Annotated in this window: 12 protein-coding genes; 9 read left to right on the top strand and 3 right to left on the bottom strand. The window is 47.0% G+C overall.

Annotated elements, in window-relative coordinates:
• Window positions 1-138 precede the first annotated feature (138 nt).
• The 9 genes from ACT89M_RS27940 to ACT89M_RS27900 all read left to right on the top strand — a co-directional run bounded on the left by ACT89M_RS27940 (window position 139) and on the right by ACT89M_RS27900 (window position 11282).
• On the top strand, window positions 139-1302 hold the full coding sequence (locus ACT89M_RS27940; RefSeq protein ID WP_154889825.1) for a response regulator: 1164 nt from the start codon (window positions 139-141) through the stop codon (window positions 1300-1302).
• A gap of 179 nt (window positions 1303-1481) precedes the next feature.
• Window positions 1482-4463, top strand: a complete 2982-nt coding sequence (locus ACT89M_RS27935) for an ATP-binding response regulator (RefSeq protein ID WP_487344956.1) — start codon at window positions 1482-1484, stop codon at window positions 4461-4463.
• Window positions 4464-4763: 300 nt separating this feature from the next.
• Window positions 4764-6080 (top strand): sensor histidine kinase, encoded by a 1317-nt coding sequence (locus ACT89M_RS27930; RefSeq protein ID WP_154889829.1) that lies wholly within the window; start codon window positions 4764-4766, stop codon window positions 6078-6080.
• Complete coding sequence (locus ACT89M_RS27925; protein WP_154959504.1) at window positions 6052-6954, top strand: response regulator; 903 nt, start codon at window positions 6052-6054, stop codon at window positions 6952-6954. The genes ACT89M_RS27930 and ACT89M_RS27925 overlap by 29 nt, the downstream gene beginning before the upstream one ends.
• A 312-nt stretch (window positions 6955-7266) precedes the next feature.
• A complete protein-coding gene (locus ACT89M_RS27920) occupies window positions 7267-8064 on the top strand; it encodes a transporter substrate-binding domain-containing protein (RefSeq protein ID WP_221787566.1) in 798 nt (265 codons plus the stop codon).
• Between the two features lie 18 nt (window positions 8065-8082).
• Window positions 8083-8739, top strand: a complete 657-nt coding sequence (locus ACT89M_RS27915) for an amino acid ABC transporter permease (protein WP_154889835.1) — start codon at window positions 8083-8085, stop codon at window positions 8737-8739.
• A complete protein-coding gene (locus tag ACT89M_RS27910) occupies window positions 8736-9458 on the top strand; it encodes an amino acid ABC transporter ATP-binding protein (protein ID WP_090923440.1) in 723 nt (240 codons plus the stop codon). Before ACT89M_RS27915 ends, ACT89M_RS27910 begins: the two co-directional genes overlap by 4 nt.
• A gap of 255 nt (window positions 9459-9713) precedes the next feature.
• The gene (locus ACT89M_RS27905) at window positions 9714-10121 is read left to right on the top strand and encodes a hypothetical protein (protein WP_154889838.1); all 408 of its coding nucleotides are present in this window, start codon (window positions 9714-9716) and stop codon (window positions 10119-10121) included.
• Window positions 10122-10154: 33 nt separating this feature from the next.
• On the top strand, window positions 10155-11282 hold the full coding sequence (locus ACT89M_RS27900) for an SGNH/GDSL hydrolase family protein (RefSeq protein ID WP_154889840.1): 1128 nt from the start codon (window positions 10155-10157) through the stop codon (window positions 11280-11282).
• Window positions 11283-11401: 119 nt separating this feature from the next.
• On the opposite strand, the gene ACT89M_RS27895 is transcribed toward ACT89M_RS27900, so the two are convergent.
• The 3 genes from ACT89M_RS27895 to rsgA all read right to left on the bottom strand — a co-directional run bounded on the left by ACT89M_RS27895 (window position 11402) and on the right by rsgA (window position 14230).
• Window positions 11402-11983, bottom strand: a complete 582-nt coding sequence (locus ACT89M_RS27895; RefSeq protein WP_154889842.1) for a dihydrofolate reductase family protein — start codon at window positions 11981-11983, stop codon at window positions 11402-11404.
• A gap of 142 nt (window positions 11984-12125) precedes the next feature.
• Window positions 12126-13160 carry an aminoglycoside phosphotransferase family protein gene (locus ACT89M_RS27890; protein ID WP_253499081.1) on the bottom strand — a complete coding sequence of 345 codons (1035 nt, stop codon included), beginning with the start codon at window positions 13158-13160 and terminating at the stop codon, window positions 12126-12128.
• Window positions 13157-14230, bottom strand: coding sequence for a ribosome small subunit-dependent GTPase A (gene rsgA, locus ACT89M_RS27885; RefSeq protein WP_308723273.1), 1074 nt, complete (start codon window positions 14228-14230; stop codon window positions 13157-13159). Before rsgA ends, ACT89M_RS27890 begins: the two co-directional genes overlap by 4 nt.
• Window positions 14231-14279: the final 49 nt, after the last annotated feature.

Genomic DNA, 14279 nt, shown 5'->3' with positions numbered 1-14279 from the left:
CTCTGGCCTGTCATTATGTCCATTATACAATTAAATTGCAGAAAATTAAAAATGGAAACAGGGACCTGATTTGGCAAACACGTATGATATAATAGTATAAATAAAAATCAAGACCTCTGGGTCGAGGAGGAAGCTCCTGTGAAGGTCATTCTGGTTGATGATGAACGCCTTGCGTTGATCGGACTGCAAAAGTTATTAGAGAAAGAAGTAAGCGGCATTCAGATTGCTGCCAGCTATATGAATCCGGCTGAGGTGATGGCAGGTGTTGTGCTGCATCGGCCGGATGTGGTATTTCTGGATATCCATATGCCAGAAATAGATGGAATGGACTTGGGGCGGCGAATTCAGGTCGCGGTGCCCGGTACTGAGATTATTTTTGTCACCAGCTATGATCAATATGCAGTTCATGCCTTTGAACTTCAGGCATTGGATTATGTGATGAAGCCCGTGCAGACGGAACGTCTCAAGCGGACGTTGCAACGTGTGCGGGAGAAGCTTGCCGTCAGATGTGAACAGCGAGTGATGGATACAGAAGTTCCCTTGATCTGCTGCTTCAATCAAATAAGCTTTAAACTGCCAGGCAAAGAGCCGCAGATCGCCAAGTGGCGTACCAGCAAAGCTCAGGAGTTGTTTGCCTACCTTCTACATCATCGGAACCGGGTTATTTATCGCAGTGTGCTGCTGGACCTGATGTGGCCGGGAATGGAAGAAGAGAAGACAGCGCATCAACTCTACACTACGATGTATCATGTTCGTCAGACATTGAAGGCTTGTGGTATGGATATGATTACAATTCAAAGTGCGCATCTGGAAGCGGGCTATAAGCTTGAAGTGGGGGATGCTCAGCTGGACAGTGAGCAGTGGGAGCAGGAGATGAAAGCATGGAGGGAAGTGCAGCCCGGAACGGTTCAAGCTTATGAACAGGCATTATATCGGTACAAGGGCACCTATTTTGGACAATACGACTTTATTTGGGCTGAACCTGAGCGGGAGAGATTACGTTACCTGTGGTTGTACCATATGAGACAACTCAATCTCTATTATCTCAAGCAGGATGAGAACGAACGTGTAGTCGAGAACATGCAGCAGATTCAGCAGATGTTACCTGACGAAGAAGAAAGCTACTTCATGCTCATGAAACTATATGATGAGATAAATCATGACCTTGGTGTAGAAGAGCAATACCGGCTCTTAATGAGCAGAATGGAGCAGGACTTGGGCATTCCAATTAGTGAAGAGATTCGTCATTGGTATCGTGACTGGAAGCTGGGCTTAACTGAGCCGGGGCAAACGATGGGATGAAGGCACAGGATAAAGGATGGGTAAAGCGTTATCACTACATATGGATAATGTTGGCTATTTTTGCTGTATTGCTAGGTACGCGTTGGGTGTGGTTTCAGTTATTTCCGATTACGGATGAACATCGCGCCGTGAATGGCGTCATTGACTTGCGAGGGGGCGATCTGGAACAGTCTCCTGTGATGTATCTGAACGGAGAGTGGGAGCTGTACTCGCATGAACTATTAACGGGTCAGCAGCTTATGAACAAAGGGGAGAATGCCAAAGGAAAGCTTGTTCGGGTTCCAGGGGACTGGAGGGAAGAGCTTAAACCGGATGGGGGAAATTCACTTGGATATGCGACATATCGATTGCGTATTTTGACTGATCCACTTCAGACATCCGTGACCTTCTGGTTCAAAGATATCCGCAGTGCATCCGATGTCGAGATTAACGGAGAGAACGCTTATCGTATGGGACGAGTGACGGACAATGAAGTGAGCTATGTACCCAGGGGCACGGCTTTTACAGCCACCTATGATCAGGAAGGTACGACATCCATTGAACTGCTTGTTCGTGTAGCCAATTATGACAGCCCTTATAAGGGTGGGATTAGCAAACCTGTCCGTTTCGGCTCGGAAGCTGCTGTAGAATATGCGCGCTGGTGTTCCATTGGTTTTCAACTGGCGATCTTTCTTGTGCTGATGCTGCATGGAATGTACGCCTGTATTTTGTATACTTTCAATCCGCAAGAGCGGGCCTTGCTGGTTTCAGCTATTCTTACATCTTCGGTTGGTTTCATTATTATGGCTGGTCATGATAACCTCTTGATGCTGTGGCTACCGATAAACTATACATGGGGAGTCAAGCTGCGGGTCATCTGTGTAATGTTGCAAAATGCTTGTATCCTGCTGTTATTCCAGAGACTGGCTCTCGTTCATATTCGAAAAAAATGGCTTCAAATTTATGCAGCTGTCACTTTAGCTTATATTGCTGTCATTCTGGTCGTGCCTATCAGCGTTGTTTATGCGATGAGTCATTACTATGTGATTAACCTGTTCACTATGATCTCAGCGTTCTGGTTCTTTTCAATTGTAGCAACGATGATCTTTAGAGTATCACTGGATCGGGATACGGTCTTCCTGCTTCTAACTGCTGGAGGTATTATATCGAACCTGTTATGGAGTGCAGCGGGGAGGTTCGGGGGCGACATGACCGTTTATTATCCGCTGGATATCGTGTTTGCGATTACGGGATTTTCGGCCTATTGGTTCAAAAAGTATTTTAGAAATGCCCACGAAATTATAGAGTTGAATAAGGAGCTGCAAAAAGGTGACAAGATCAAAGACCAGTTCCTCGCGAACACATCGCATGAGCTGCGAACACCGCTGCACGGAATCATTAACATTGCTCATAATGTCGTTATTCGGGAAAAAAGCAAGCTTGAAGCGCGCAGTATAGAGGATATGGAGCTGCTTATTACGATCGGGCGCCGAATGTCTCATCTGCTTGGCGACCTGCTGGATGTTGTACGACTTAAAGAGCACCGTATTACACTGCAGTGTTCTCCGGTATCCGTGCAATCTGTTGTGCCTGGCATCATGACGATGCTGGGATACATGGTTGAACGAAAGCCGGTGCAGCTGCAAATGGACATTAAAGAAGGTTTCCCTCAGGTCATGGCCGATGAGAAGCGACTTGTGCAGATTATGTATAACCTGTTGCATAACGCCCTTAAACATACAGAGGGAGGTACGATTACGGTAAGTGCCGAGCTTATTGAGAGCCATGCTCTAATTCATGTTGCCGATACAGGTACAGGTATGGACGAGGAAACGCAAGCGCGAATTTTTCTTCCGTATGAGCAGGGTCCCTATGATGAACGGGACGGACAGGGCATCGGGCTTGGATTAAATATCTGCAAACAGCTTGTTGAGCTGCATGGCGGATCACTGTCCGTGAGTTCCATGCCAGGGGCGGGCTCAATTTTCAGCTTTGATCTGCGGCTGGCTCAGCCAGCCGAGCAGGGAGATCCGCAACCGCAGCTGGCTGAGCCACTGCCTGCCGTGTGGGAGCAAAGCTCCAAGATGATGGAGGAAGCATTAAACGGCTTTGTGTTACAGCATACTGCTTCAGAACATGCCGAATCCGCAGCGGCAGAAGAAATGCCCCCTCTTTTGCCAGAAGGAAAGTCATTCATTCTGGCTGTTGATGATGACCCGGTTAACCTTGAGGTGCTGGTCAGTATTCTTTCTAATGAGCCTTGTCTGATTACAACCGCTCGTTCAGGGCAGGAAGCGCTGGAATTATTAAATACACGCCAGTGGGATTTATTGATTACGGATGTAATGATGCCTTACATGTCGGGATATGAGCTGACCCGGAAGGTGCGTGAGCAGTTTTCCATGTCAGAGCTTCCCGTGCTGCTGCTCACGGCTCGAAGTCAGCCGCCAGACATTTATACCGGATTTGCGTCCGGAGCCAATGATTATATTACCAAACCGGTGGATGCCGTGGAGCTTAAATACCGGATACGAGCACTGACGATGCTGAATAAGTCTATCAAGGAGCGGCTGCGGATGGAAGCGGCCTATCTGCAGGCACAGATTCAGCCTCATTTCTTGTTTAATACGCTGAATTCACTGATGGTGCTGAGCGAGATAGATACGGATCATATGCGCAGGCTGGGAGAAGCTTTTTCATCTTACCTTCGCATCAGTTTTAACTACCTCAATACTGGAGAATTAGTGAGGTTGTCCCATGAGTTGGAGCTCGTCGAAGCGTATCTGTTTATCGAAAAAACACGATTTGAGGATCGGCTGTCTGTTGTCTTGGACATGGAGTCTAATCTCACGCTGCGTCTGCCTCCTCTATCCATTCAGCCTCTGGTGGAGAATGCGGTTAAACATGGTTTATTAAGCCGTACTGCCGGAGGAACGATATGGTTGAGCATTAACCGGTGTGAGGGTTACACCCGAATTGAGGTCAAGGATAATGGCAAAGGCATGCAACCTGAGCAAGTCGCCGCATTACAGGAAGCTTCCTGGAGCAGTAAAGGCGGGATTGGGATCGCGAACACAAACCGTAGATTGCTCCAGCGTTATGGCCGCGGACTAACCATTGTAAGTGAGCCGGGCGAGGGGACCACGGTATCTTTCGAGATTCCTGACAGTGAAACGGAATAACCCGTAGCTACGGAGTTTCGTTTCGGATCGAATAGCTAAACTCCTAACCTCCAAGGAATACTCACGTATGACCAGAATCGTTGAGCGGAAAACCTGCAGGTAGGAGACAAGGATAAAAAAGGCTGTTGAAGTCAAACTTCCAGCCTTTTTATGTTGTTTAACAGTGGAATGACACAATCCCCAAATTTTAAATATTTCTAATGTTTCTCGCGTATGTTAGTATATTTAACATCAGAAGCACGAGCCGTAAGCCGTAGCAGTACGGGCTTGTGAACGTTGCGATAGTAGGTGGATTAAGGGATGCGCAATTGGGTCAAAAACGAGAATGTGCAGATGGTTGCCGTTGCCTTGGCTACGTCCGTAGGTGCACAGTTCAAAATTAATCCCTTTCGGGAAGATTATTTCCGGATCGGCCTCGGGGTCAGCATTCTTTTGTTTTTGCTGATGATTATGCCCCATTTATCTTATATAAAAACAGGAATCCTGACGGGGCTAGCGAGCATAGCTTTCCAATCGGCTGATTTGATTCACCATATACACACCATCTCCGTACTAGAGAGCATGCAAGATAACCTTGGAGCAGGTTTATACTATGTGGTCTTTGCCTATGGGCTAAGCAAGCTCAAACACCGTTTTCATGAAATTCCCCCGCTATTGCTTGGTGGTATCATCACCGGTATAGATTTTTCCTCCAACCTGGTGGAGTTATTCGTGCGAGGTGTGCTGGGCGGGACGAATATTTTTTATATGCGTGAATGGCTCTATCTGCTGATTGTAGGTGGTTTGCGAAGTTACTTTGTCATCGGGCTGTATAACAGTTTTGCGGTCAGACAGATTAGGCTCCTGCATGCAGAACAGGAAAAGCGGATCGAACAGATGTTAAGTGTGAATTCGGGACTGTACGGCGAAGTTTTTTACCTGAAAAAAGCGATGAATACGATTGAAGGTATTACGGCTAACAGTTATGAGCTATATCGTGATCTGCGTGAGCAGGACATGAACGAATACAGCCAGCGAACCCTGGGCATTGCTCAACAGATTCATGAAGTGAAGAAGGATTCGCAGCGGATTCTGGCCGGATTGCTGAAGCTTTATGATAACGAGAAGACGGTCAATATGAGTCTGTCGGAAGTGGTACATTTTGCAGGCAGGGCCAATCGGAAATACAGTGAGATGTTGCACAAACAGGTGAAGATCGAGATTGAACAACAATATGAAGGGGAGTCTCCATACTACATCCCACTGCTTACGGTCATGAATAACTTGCTGGCTAATGCGGTTGAAGCAATTGAGCAGGAGGGCATGATCCAAGTACGGGTGTTTGAACAGGATGCCGATGTGCATTTTGTGGTGACCGATTCGGGAAAAGGTGTACCTGACGCGAAGCGCGGGGTTATTTTTGAACCCGGTTATACGACCAAGTTTAATGAAGTGGGCATTGCTGCCACAGGTATTGGTCTCTCCCATGTACGTGATATCGTTCAGTCGCTGGAAGGACAGATTCAGGTAGGAGGTGCTCCATCTGGAAGGGGTACTGTGTTCACAGTCATGATCCCCAGGGTCAATCTAATGAAGGAGGCCGATGCCCATGACACTTTCGATCCTGATCGTGGATGATGATGTGGTGAGCCGCAGCATGCTACAGGATATCATCGAGAATTGTGGAACCGGGGAGCTTGCAGGCATGGCCGAGGGCGGTCTGGAAGGACAGCGTATGATTCTGGATCTCAAACCCGATGTCGTATTGATTGACCTGTTGATGCCAGATCAAGACGGGATTGAAACCGTGGCGAACCTGAAGCAGAGCGGCTATAACGGCAAATTTATTATGATCTCACAGGTGGTCAACAAAGAGATGGTGGGAGCGGCCTACCAGAAGGGGATTGAGTTCTTCATTCACAAACCGATCAACCGGGTGGAAGTAGAGCATGTGCTCAATAAAGTGAATGAGCAATGGAAGTATGAGCGTTATGTACAGGAGATCAAACAGTCCATGGCTCGCCTGAATCTGGTAGAAGCTCCGGCCCTGGCTCCTGCTCAGACCCGAACGGTGCGAGATTCGGCGCGAAGCATATTAATGGATCTGGGCATCATCGGTGAGAGTGGGAGCAAAGATATCATAGCCTTGATGGAGTACGCTATTGAGCAAAAGCAGGCCTCTGAGCTACCGCCGCTGAAGGAATCCTATGAAGCTGTGGCTCAGAAGTACAAGCTAACGCCCAAGGAAGTGGAGAAGGAGTGCAAGGCGATGGAGCAGCGCATCCGCAGAACGGTTCTGACAGCACTGACAAATCTCGCCTCCATTGGGCTCACGGATTACAGCAATCATAAATTTGAGCATTATGCGCCGCTTTATTTTGATTTTCAGGACGTGCGTATGAAGATGCGGGCGATGGAAGAAGAGCAGGCGAGCGACAACAAGAGCAAGGTAAACATCAAGAAATTCCTGCAAGTATTCTACATGGAGACAGTAGAGAAAATAAATAGCTAGAATAGTAAGTGAATAAAATCCATATCACAGCGCAGGTATGTGTAAGTCAAAATTCTAGAGACCCTTTCCAAGGGTCTTTTTTTACTTTTGTGTTATATAAAGTTACATAAAACGAGGGTTTTTCATATAATTATTTAGAGTTTTGTACAAAAAAGTAGTCAAAAACAACATTGTGTTAATTTATTTTTCATATGTTGTTAATAAAATGTGTAGGATTGCGTAAGTTCTTGTAGGTGTAGAAATACAATACGTACATAAATACAAATGATCGATTCGGTCGATTCCAATCTAATCAGGAAAAGGGGTTTTTCCATGAAAAAGGTAGCATCCATCGTTATGGCTTCAGTTCTTGCTCTGGCACTTAGTGCCTGCGGCACAGCAAAATCAGGAGAAGACAGCAGTGCCCAGTCTGCAAGTGGATCGGCAGTAACCAAATATACATTTGGTACGGATGCAACATATCCTCCGTTTGAATTTCAGAAGGATGGAAAATACGTTGGGATCGACATTGACCTGATGAATGCCATTGCGGCAGAAGAAGGCTTTGAGGTAGAGATCAAGCCGATGGATTTCAAAGGTATTATTCCAGCCATTACAGCAAATCAGTTGGATGGCGCAATAGCAGGCATCAGCATTACGGATGAGCGCAAAAAGGTTGTAGATTTCTCCGAACCGTACTATCAAGCTGGACTGTCCTTAATCGTGAATGAGGATAACAACGACATTAAGAGTCCACAGGATTTGAAAGGTAAAACAATTGCGATCAAAAAAGGAACGTCAGGTGCGAATCTCGCTGATGAATATGCGAAGACCTATGGCGCAACCGTGAAATATTTTGATGATAGCCCATCCATGTATCAGGAAGTAGCGAATAAAAACGCGGATGCGACACTCGAAGACTTCCCGGTGGTTTCTTATAAAATCGCTGTGGACCCTAACTCTAAACTTAAGATTGTTGGTGACCGCTTGAACGGTGACTTCTACGGAATTGCTGTAGCTAAAGGCGATGCTGAATTGCAGAAGAAGATCAATGACGGACTGAAAAAATTGCAGGCAAACGGCGAATACGACAAGATCGTTGAAAAATATCTAGGAACAGCAGCGAAGTAGAAAGGAACGGTGGTACGGATGGATTCCTCCTGGCAAGTCATACTGGACGCATTGCCTCTTCTGTTAGAGGGAACGGTCGTTACGTTAAAAATTGTTGTGATCTCGCTCATCTTTGCAATGGTGATTGGTCTGATCTCCGGCTTGATGAGCACCTCCCTGAATCTGTTGTTGCGACTGGTGGCTTCGCTTTATGTGGATATCATCCGTGGCACACCGCTTCTCGTGCAGGTATACTTCATTTACTTCGGTCTGCCGGTGTTTCTGGATATGCGCATTCCGGCCATGACGGCAGGCATTATCGCGGTTAGCTTAAATGCTGGTGCATACATCTCGGAGATTTTCCGGGCAGGGATTGAATCTATTGGCAAAGGGCAGCATGAGGCAGCAAGGTCATTAGGCCTGAGTCGTTTCAAAACCATGTGGCTCGTGGTACTGCCGCAGGCAACCCGGCGTATGATTCCTACTTTTGTAAACCAGTTTATTATTACGATTAAGGATACTTCGTTATTATCAGCGATAGGGATTGCGGAGCTTACACAGAGCGGGGAAATTATCGTTTCCGCGAACTTCCGGGCATTTGAAATCTGGGGTACAGTCGGTGTGTTCTACCTGATCATTATTGTGCTGTTATCCCGGGCTTCCCGATTCATTGAAAGGAGGTATGCAATCCGATGATTATTGTAGAGAACTTAAGAAAGCAGTTTGGTGCGAACGAGGTGCTGAAGGATATCTCCACAACGATTCGGGAGCAGGAAGTAGTGTGTGTCATTGGCCCTTCGGGGTCTGGCAAAAGTACATTCTTGCGCTGCCTCAATCTACTGGAGGAGGTCACGTCAGGCAAGGTCATGATTGGCGAGGTGGAGGTTACCTCCCCGAAGACCAATATCGACGAGCTGCGCACGAATGTGGGCATGGTATTCCAGCAGTTCAATCTGTTTCCGCATCTGACCGTGCTGGAGAACATCATGCTGGCGCCCAAACATATCCGGAAGCTGAGCAAAGCCGAAAATGAGAAAAAAGCAATGGAACTGCTTGGTAAGGTAGGGCTGTCTCAGAAAAAAGATGCCTATCCCGATCAGCTGTCCGGTGGACAGCAACAACGTGTAGCCATTGCGCGCGCACTCGCCATGAATCCGAGTGTGATGTTGTTTGATGAGCCTACCTCGGCTCTTGATCCCGAGATGGTCGGGGAAGTGCTACAAGTCATGAAAAACCTTGCGCATGAAGGAATCACGATGATTGTTGTGACACATGAGATGGGCTTTGCCCGTGAGGTCGCGGATCGGGTGATCTTCATGGACGGAGGTTATATTGTCGAAGAAGGCACACCGGAGGAACTTTTTCAGAATACGCGTCATGAACGGACCAAGGCATTCCTGGGTAAGGTGCTGTAACGCGCAGAAGAGAAGCCGGAAAAGGCTATCTTTTTCCCCCGATAATCAAAAATAAATGAACATATCCCTTACGGGCAAACCATGGACTTGAGCACATCTGATATGATGAACTTGAACAGGGTTGCTTGCAGGGGATTTTTGCTGTTGTGCATAATAATTATAAAAGGTATATATAAGTTGGAGTGTCCGTGTAAACATATAGATAGATTCATCAGTTGTGTCAGTACATATCACGACCAGGGAGGGCATGGGTTTATGGAGCGAATAACTCAGATGGATAAAGTAATCTTCCGAGCACATCTGATACAGGCCATCGAAGAGATTAGGGAGCGGGACCAACTGGAGTATGAAGAGATTGGCTTGCTCATTGAACCTGCTCCCGAACTGGACAAATCGCTGAACGGTGCAGACGAGATGATGCGGCTGGTTGTGCTTGCTCCGCAGAATGTAGAGCATCGGCAATTTACAGTGGATGAGGCCGTGGATCTCCTATGCTGGCATGCCCCGTTGGTTCCTCTATGGATTGATGTTTCATGGGTGGAAGTTGAACAGAAGCGGGCTATATTTAGACTGGTCTGCAGTCTGCGTCTGCGTAAACCCACACAGCTTCTTCATGCGGAAACAGGGCATGCTCCATTCCGGGTGGTAGTATCCGATAAGTGAGAATATAACCATGAATTGAACAGGAGGTTTCCTATGAGTAACAGCTCCAATGGAGAATTAGAGGTTATCGCTATTTCGAATGTACAGCATGTAAAAATACACGGTAGAACTACGGCCGGGCGGTCACCATTGACCTTGTTTTGGACAGGTAGTGCAGTCGAATTGAACGTACAGGGTGCGGAATTTTGGGTTGAAATAGAATCCTCCTATGATCTGCTTGAGCACTGGATCAGCATTGTTATCAATGGTGTTCCGGTAAGCCGTCAGATGTTAACCAGGGGTAGAGCCTGGATCTGTGTATTTCGTGGCATGAATCCTAATGCGGTCAAAAATGTGCGTATCATCAAGGATGTACAGGCGATGAGTGGTGACCTGAGCAACAGTCTGCAGTTTCATGCGGTGAAGGCGGATGGCACGTTCCTACCTGTAGAAGAGAAACCTCTTAAAATCGAGTTTATCGGAGATAGCATTACCTCGGGAGAAGGAGCAATTGGGGCGAAGACAGAAGAGGACTGGGTACCCATGTGGTTCAGTGCACTGCACAATTATACGTTCATGACGGCTGAGGCCTTAGATGCAGAGTACCGTGTCATTTCTCAGAGCGGATGGGGCGTGCTGAGCAGTTGGGACAACAATCCGAATGGCAATATTCCGGCGTATTATGAACAGGTCTGCGGTCTGCTGAAGGGAGAGCGAAATGAGCAACTTGGCGCGTTAGAGCCACATGATTTTAGCTCCTGGCAGCCTGATGTTATTGTAGTCAATCTGGGCAGCAATGACGATGGTGCATTCCAGTCTCCAGCGTGGACAGATCCAATCACAGGACAAGTGTACAAGCAACGCCTCAACGGAGACGGGACGTATCATGAGGCAGACTTGGCCAAGTTCGAGAATGCAGTGGAGCGCTTTCTGATCAAGCTGCGAAAAAATAACCCGCAAGCGCATATCATCTGGGCGTATGGCATGCTTGGATCTTCTCTGCTTCCCGCCATCTACCGTGCGGTGGATGCCTATCACGGGCAAACAAGAGATCATGCTGTGTCGATCCTTCAGTTGCCAAATACGACCGAGGAAACGATGGGCGCAAGGTCACATCCTGGAGATCAATCACATCGCCGGTCGGCTGATGTTTTAACAGAGTACATTCGGCGAATTCTATAATATACAAGTTGTGTAAATGAACTCTCCAACTTATATAAATTCTCCCAATGGTTGTTATATACCCAAGGGTAACGAAAGACCGCGCAGCGGGACGCTGTGCGGTCTTCTTCGAGTTGTTTTTATCGAGTCTGGTCGTTTAATTCTAATGAACCCTCTGTTGCAAGATGGCATTGCACCTCATAACGGATGGATATAATCTGCCCAAGCGTCTGAGTACGAATCATCTTCAGCAGTGTGGGCACGGTGCCTTTTGGAAATAAGGGAATACCTTCACCCAGTATTTTCGGGATAATAGCGACCTCAATTTCATCCAGTAACTGCTGCTCCATCACAGATTGAACAAGCTGGCCGCCGCCTAAAATCCAAACATCTCCCTCGAAAGACTGTTTCAGCTGGGGAATGAGTGTTTTTACGCTCTCGGTTGTGAATTGTACATGCGGTGCAGGTGGTTGTTCTGAGCGAGAAAGCACATAAGTCGGACGATCTGCATAAGGGAAGTCTCCCGGCATGGTAAGCACTGCCTCGTACGAGGAACGTCCCATAACCACACTGCCAATCGTTTCATAGAATGTGGCATAGCCGTTATCGCCGCCATCACCTTCCACATCAAGCAACCAATCGAACGTACCATCCAATCGGGCAATATATCCATCCAGGCTCATGGCAATGTAAAGAATCGTTTTTGAATTAGAAGTATTCATCGTTCATTGCTCCCTTCCTGTGATACCTGTAAGATACACCATAACTATGACAATACTTGACGTAGTTTAAATGCTTATTTACTTAAAGTACAGCCAAGGAGGGAGCCTGGAAGCATGGATAAGCAATGAACTACCGCACCGTTTATCCCTGTAGCGGGCTATATTTCATTTCATAGATTTTCTGGAGTATATGCAGGTTTTCTTCCTTCGCCGCATCGGACTCGGCATGTACATAACCCTCGACAAGTCTGTATCCAAACACGAACAGAATCATCTCGTGTACACAGTGGTCGGCGAGTGGGGGAGCATCGGCATATTCCGCAAAGCCCTTATAATACGCAGGAACACAGCGCTGATAATATTCCACCATATGCTCAATATCGCACTCATCGGCAACCAGGCTTGCGATATCCTCTCCAAAGTATCCCCACCCCGATGTATCCCAATCGATGGGCGCGATGTTCCCATCGGCATAGATCAGATTGGTCACCCAGAAATCCCGATGGTTTAACACAAGTGGCAACTGTTCGATACGAGCGAACAGTTCGTCCGAGTGTTCATCCATATCGATCAACATTTGCCGGATATGGGGTGGGAATTCGCAGTCTTCAGAACGGATGTAATTATAAACGACAGGCCATGAGCGATAGTGCAGATACGTATTTTTCATGAGATCGGCATGGCTCAAGTTGGTCAGACTCTTCAGCACTGCGGGCTGTTCCGCATACAGCTTGCCTTGATAACGCCCTAATTCCAGCGCAGCCTGTTCAACCATGTCAACAGATAGATCAAGACCAGATACGCCATCGATATATTCCAGCCACAGCTGAAATTCATTTTCCTCGGCATTCATCTCCGCGTAATAACATGTGGGCCAGCGAAAGGTTTCCGAGAATGTTGTTTCGAGGTCAGACATGTACAGATCATATTCCCGGCGCCAGGAACCGGGATCATTATAACGTTCCCATTGTTTCTGAACCTTCAGTACAAGTTGGTAAGGAAACTTTTGGCCATCTTCGGTTTCGGCTGTTCCTGTTACCAGATTGACGTTACCCACAGTTCCGCCATGTAGAGTGGTTGTATGATAGTCCGCTACAATAATGTTCTTCTTAAAATATTGGTTTAAAACATGAGTTAACGTTTGCATCTTTATTTTCGTCATCTTCGTCTTATTCATTTCTTCCGACCTCCGCTTTTGTTGGTTTGTTTACTCTGAATCCTGTAAATTTTGTTTTTTGCTCTTTTTTCGATGAGGTAGTTCGTTTTGTGTTGTACATACTTGTTCTCTGACTGCTGGGAAATATAATTCTCCCAACGTTCATCTTGTAATGAACCGTCCGCGAGTGCAGAGAGAACCGCACATCCAGGCTCGGTCTGATGACGGCAATCAGTAAAGCGGCACTGAGCGAATAATGCTTCGACATCGGCAAAGCTTGCATGAATACCTTCGTCAGCATCGAAAAGCCCAAGCTCACGCATGCCAGGCGTATCAATAACCATTGCGCCCGAAGGCAACATAAAGAGTTGACGATGTGTTGTGGTATGGCGTCCACGGCTGTCGTCCTCCCGTATGGCCTGCACTCTCATGACGTCATTTTCAATTAATGCATTGAGCAGAGAGGATTTACCCACGCCAGACATGCCGAGAAATACAACGGTTTGACCTGGTGCTAGATAAGTGTCCAGTTGGTTCAGCCCCAAGCGAGTATGACTGCTGATCACATGAACAGGTACATCGGAGATGCGATGTTTAACTTCTGTGAGCATGGTATGATCCGCTGTAACGAGGTCTGCCTTAGTCAAAATGATGACCGGTTTACCACCGCTTTGTCTGGCTTGTGTCAGGTAACGCAGAATGCGATTCACATTGAAATCTTGGTTCAACGAAGTCAGGATAAATACGACATCGAAATTGGTGGCGACAACCTGCTCCAATATCGTTTTGGCATAGCCTGCAGCATGGCCTGCATAGTCTGCGCGCGAGAATTTGGACCTTCGGGGAAGCACCTTAACAATCAGGGAATCACCGATATCGTTGTAGCGCAGCAGGACAAAATCCCCCACACAAGGGAAGTCGGTTGGCATATCCGCCTGATAATAAAATGAACCTTTCAATACTGCGTTGACTTCACCGAGCTCTGTCATGACCGTGAATTGCTCCCGCCGAAGTTCTGTGATTCTTCCAGGTATTAATCCATCGGGGACCTCTTCTGTTTCGATATATCCGTAGGTTTTTAAATTCATCATGGGTATAAGGTTAGCTCCTTTAAATGTTGTTTTTGGACGCAAAAATGCC

The sequence above is a fragment of the Paenibacillus sp. NN59 genome (assembly GCF_057597225.1).
Note: the sequence above shows the minus strand (reverse complement) of the source record. Positions and strands in the feature narration are given on the sequence as shown.

Excerpts from the sequence above, each read along its gene's own strand:
- ACT89M_RS27935 (WP_487344956.1), top strand. The coding sequence starts at position 1,482 with ATGTATCTGAACGGAGAGTGGGAGCTGTACTCGCATGAACTATTAACG.
- ACT89M_RS27930 (WP_154889829.1), top strand. The coding sequence starts at position 4,764 with ATGCGCAATTGGGTCAAAAACGAGAATGTGCAGATGGTTGCCGTTGCC.
- ACT89M_RS27925 (WP_154959504.1), top strand. The coding sequence starts at position 6,052 with ATGACACTTTCGATCCTGATCGTGGATGATGATGTGGTGAGCCGCAGC.
- ACT89M_RS27920 (WP_221787566.1), top strand. The coding sequence starts at position 7,267 with ATGAAAAAGGTAGCATCCATCGTTATGGCTTCAGTTCTTGCTCTGGCA.
- ACT89M_RS27915 (WP_154889835.1), top strand. The coding sequence starts at position 8,083 with ATGGATTCCTCCTGGCAAGTCATACTGGACGCATTGCCTCTTCTGTTA.
- ACT89M_RS27910 (WP_090923440.1), top strand. The coding sequence starts at position 8,736 with ATGATTATTGTAGAGAACTTAAGAAAGCAGTTTGGTGCGAACGAGGTG.
- ACT89M_RS27905 (WP_154889838.1), top strand. The coding sequence starts at position 9,714 with ATGGAGCGAATAACTCAGATGGATAAAGTAATCTTCCGAGCACATCTG.
- ACT89M_RS27900 (WP_154889840.1), top strand. The coding sequence starts at position 10,155 with ATGAGTAACAGCTCCAATGGAGAATTAGAGGTTATCGCTATTTCGAAT.
- ACT89M_RS27895 (WP_154889842.1), bottom strand. The coding sequence starts at position 11,983 with ATGAATACTTCTAATTCAAAAACGATTCTTTACATTGCCATGAGCCTG.
- ACT89M_RS27890 (WP_253499081.1), bottom strand. The coding sequence starts at position 13,160 with ATGAATAAGACGAAGATGACGAAAATAAAGATGCAAACGTTAACTCAT.
- rsgA (WP_308723273.1), bottom strand. The coding sequence starts at position 14,230 with ATGATGAATTTAAAAACCTACGGATATATCGAAACAGAAGAGGTCCCC.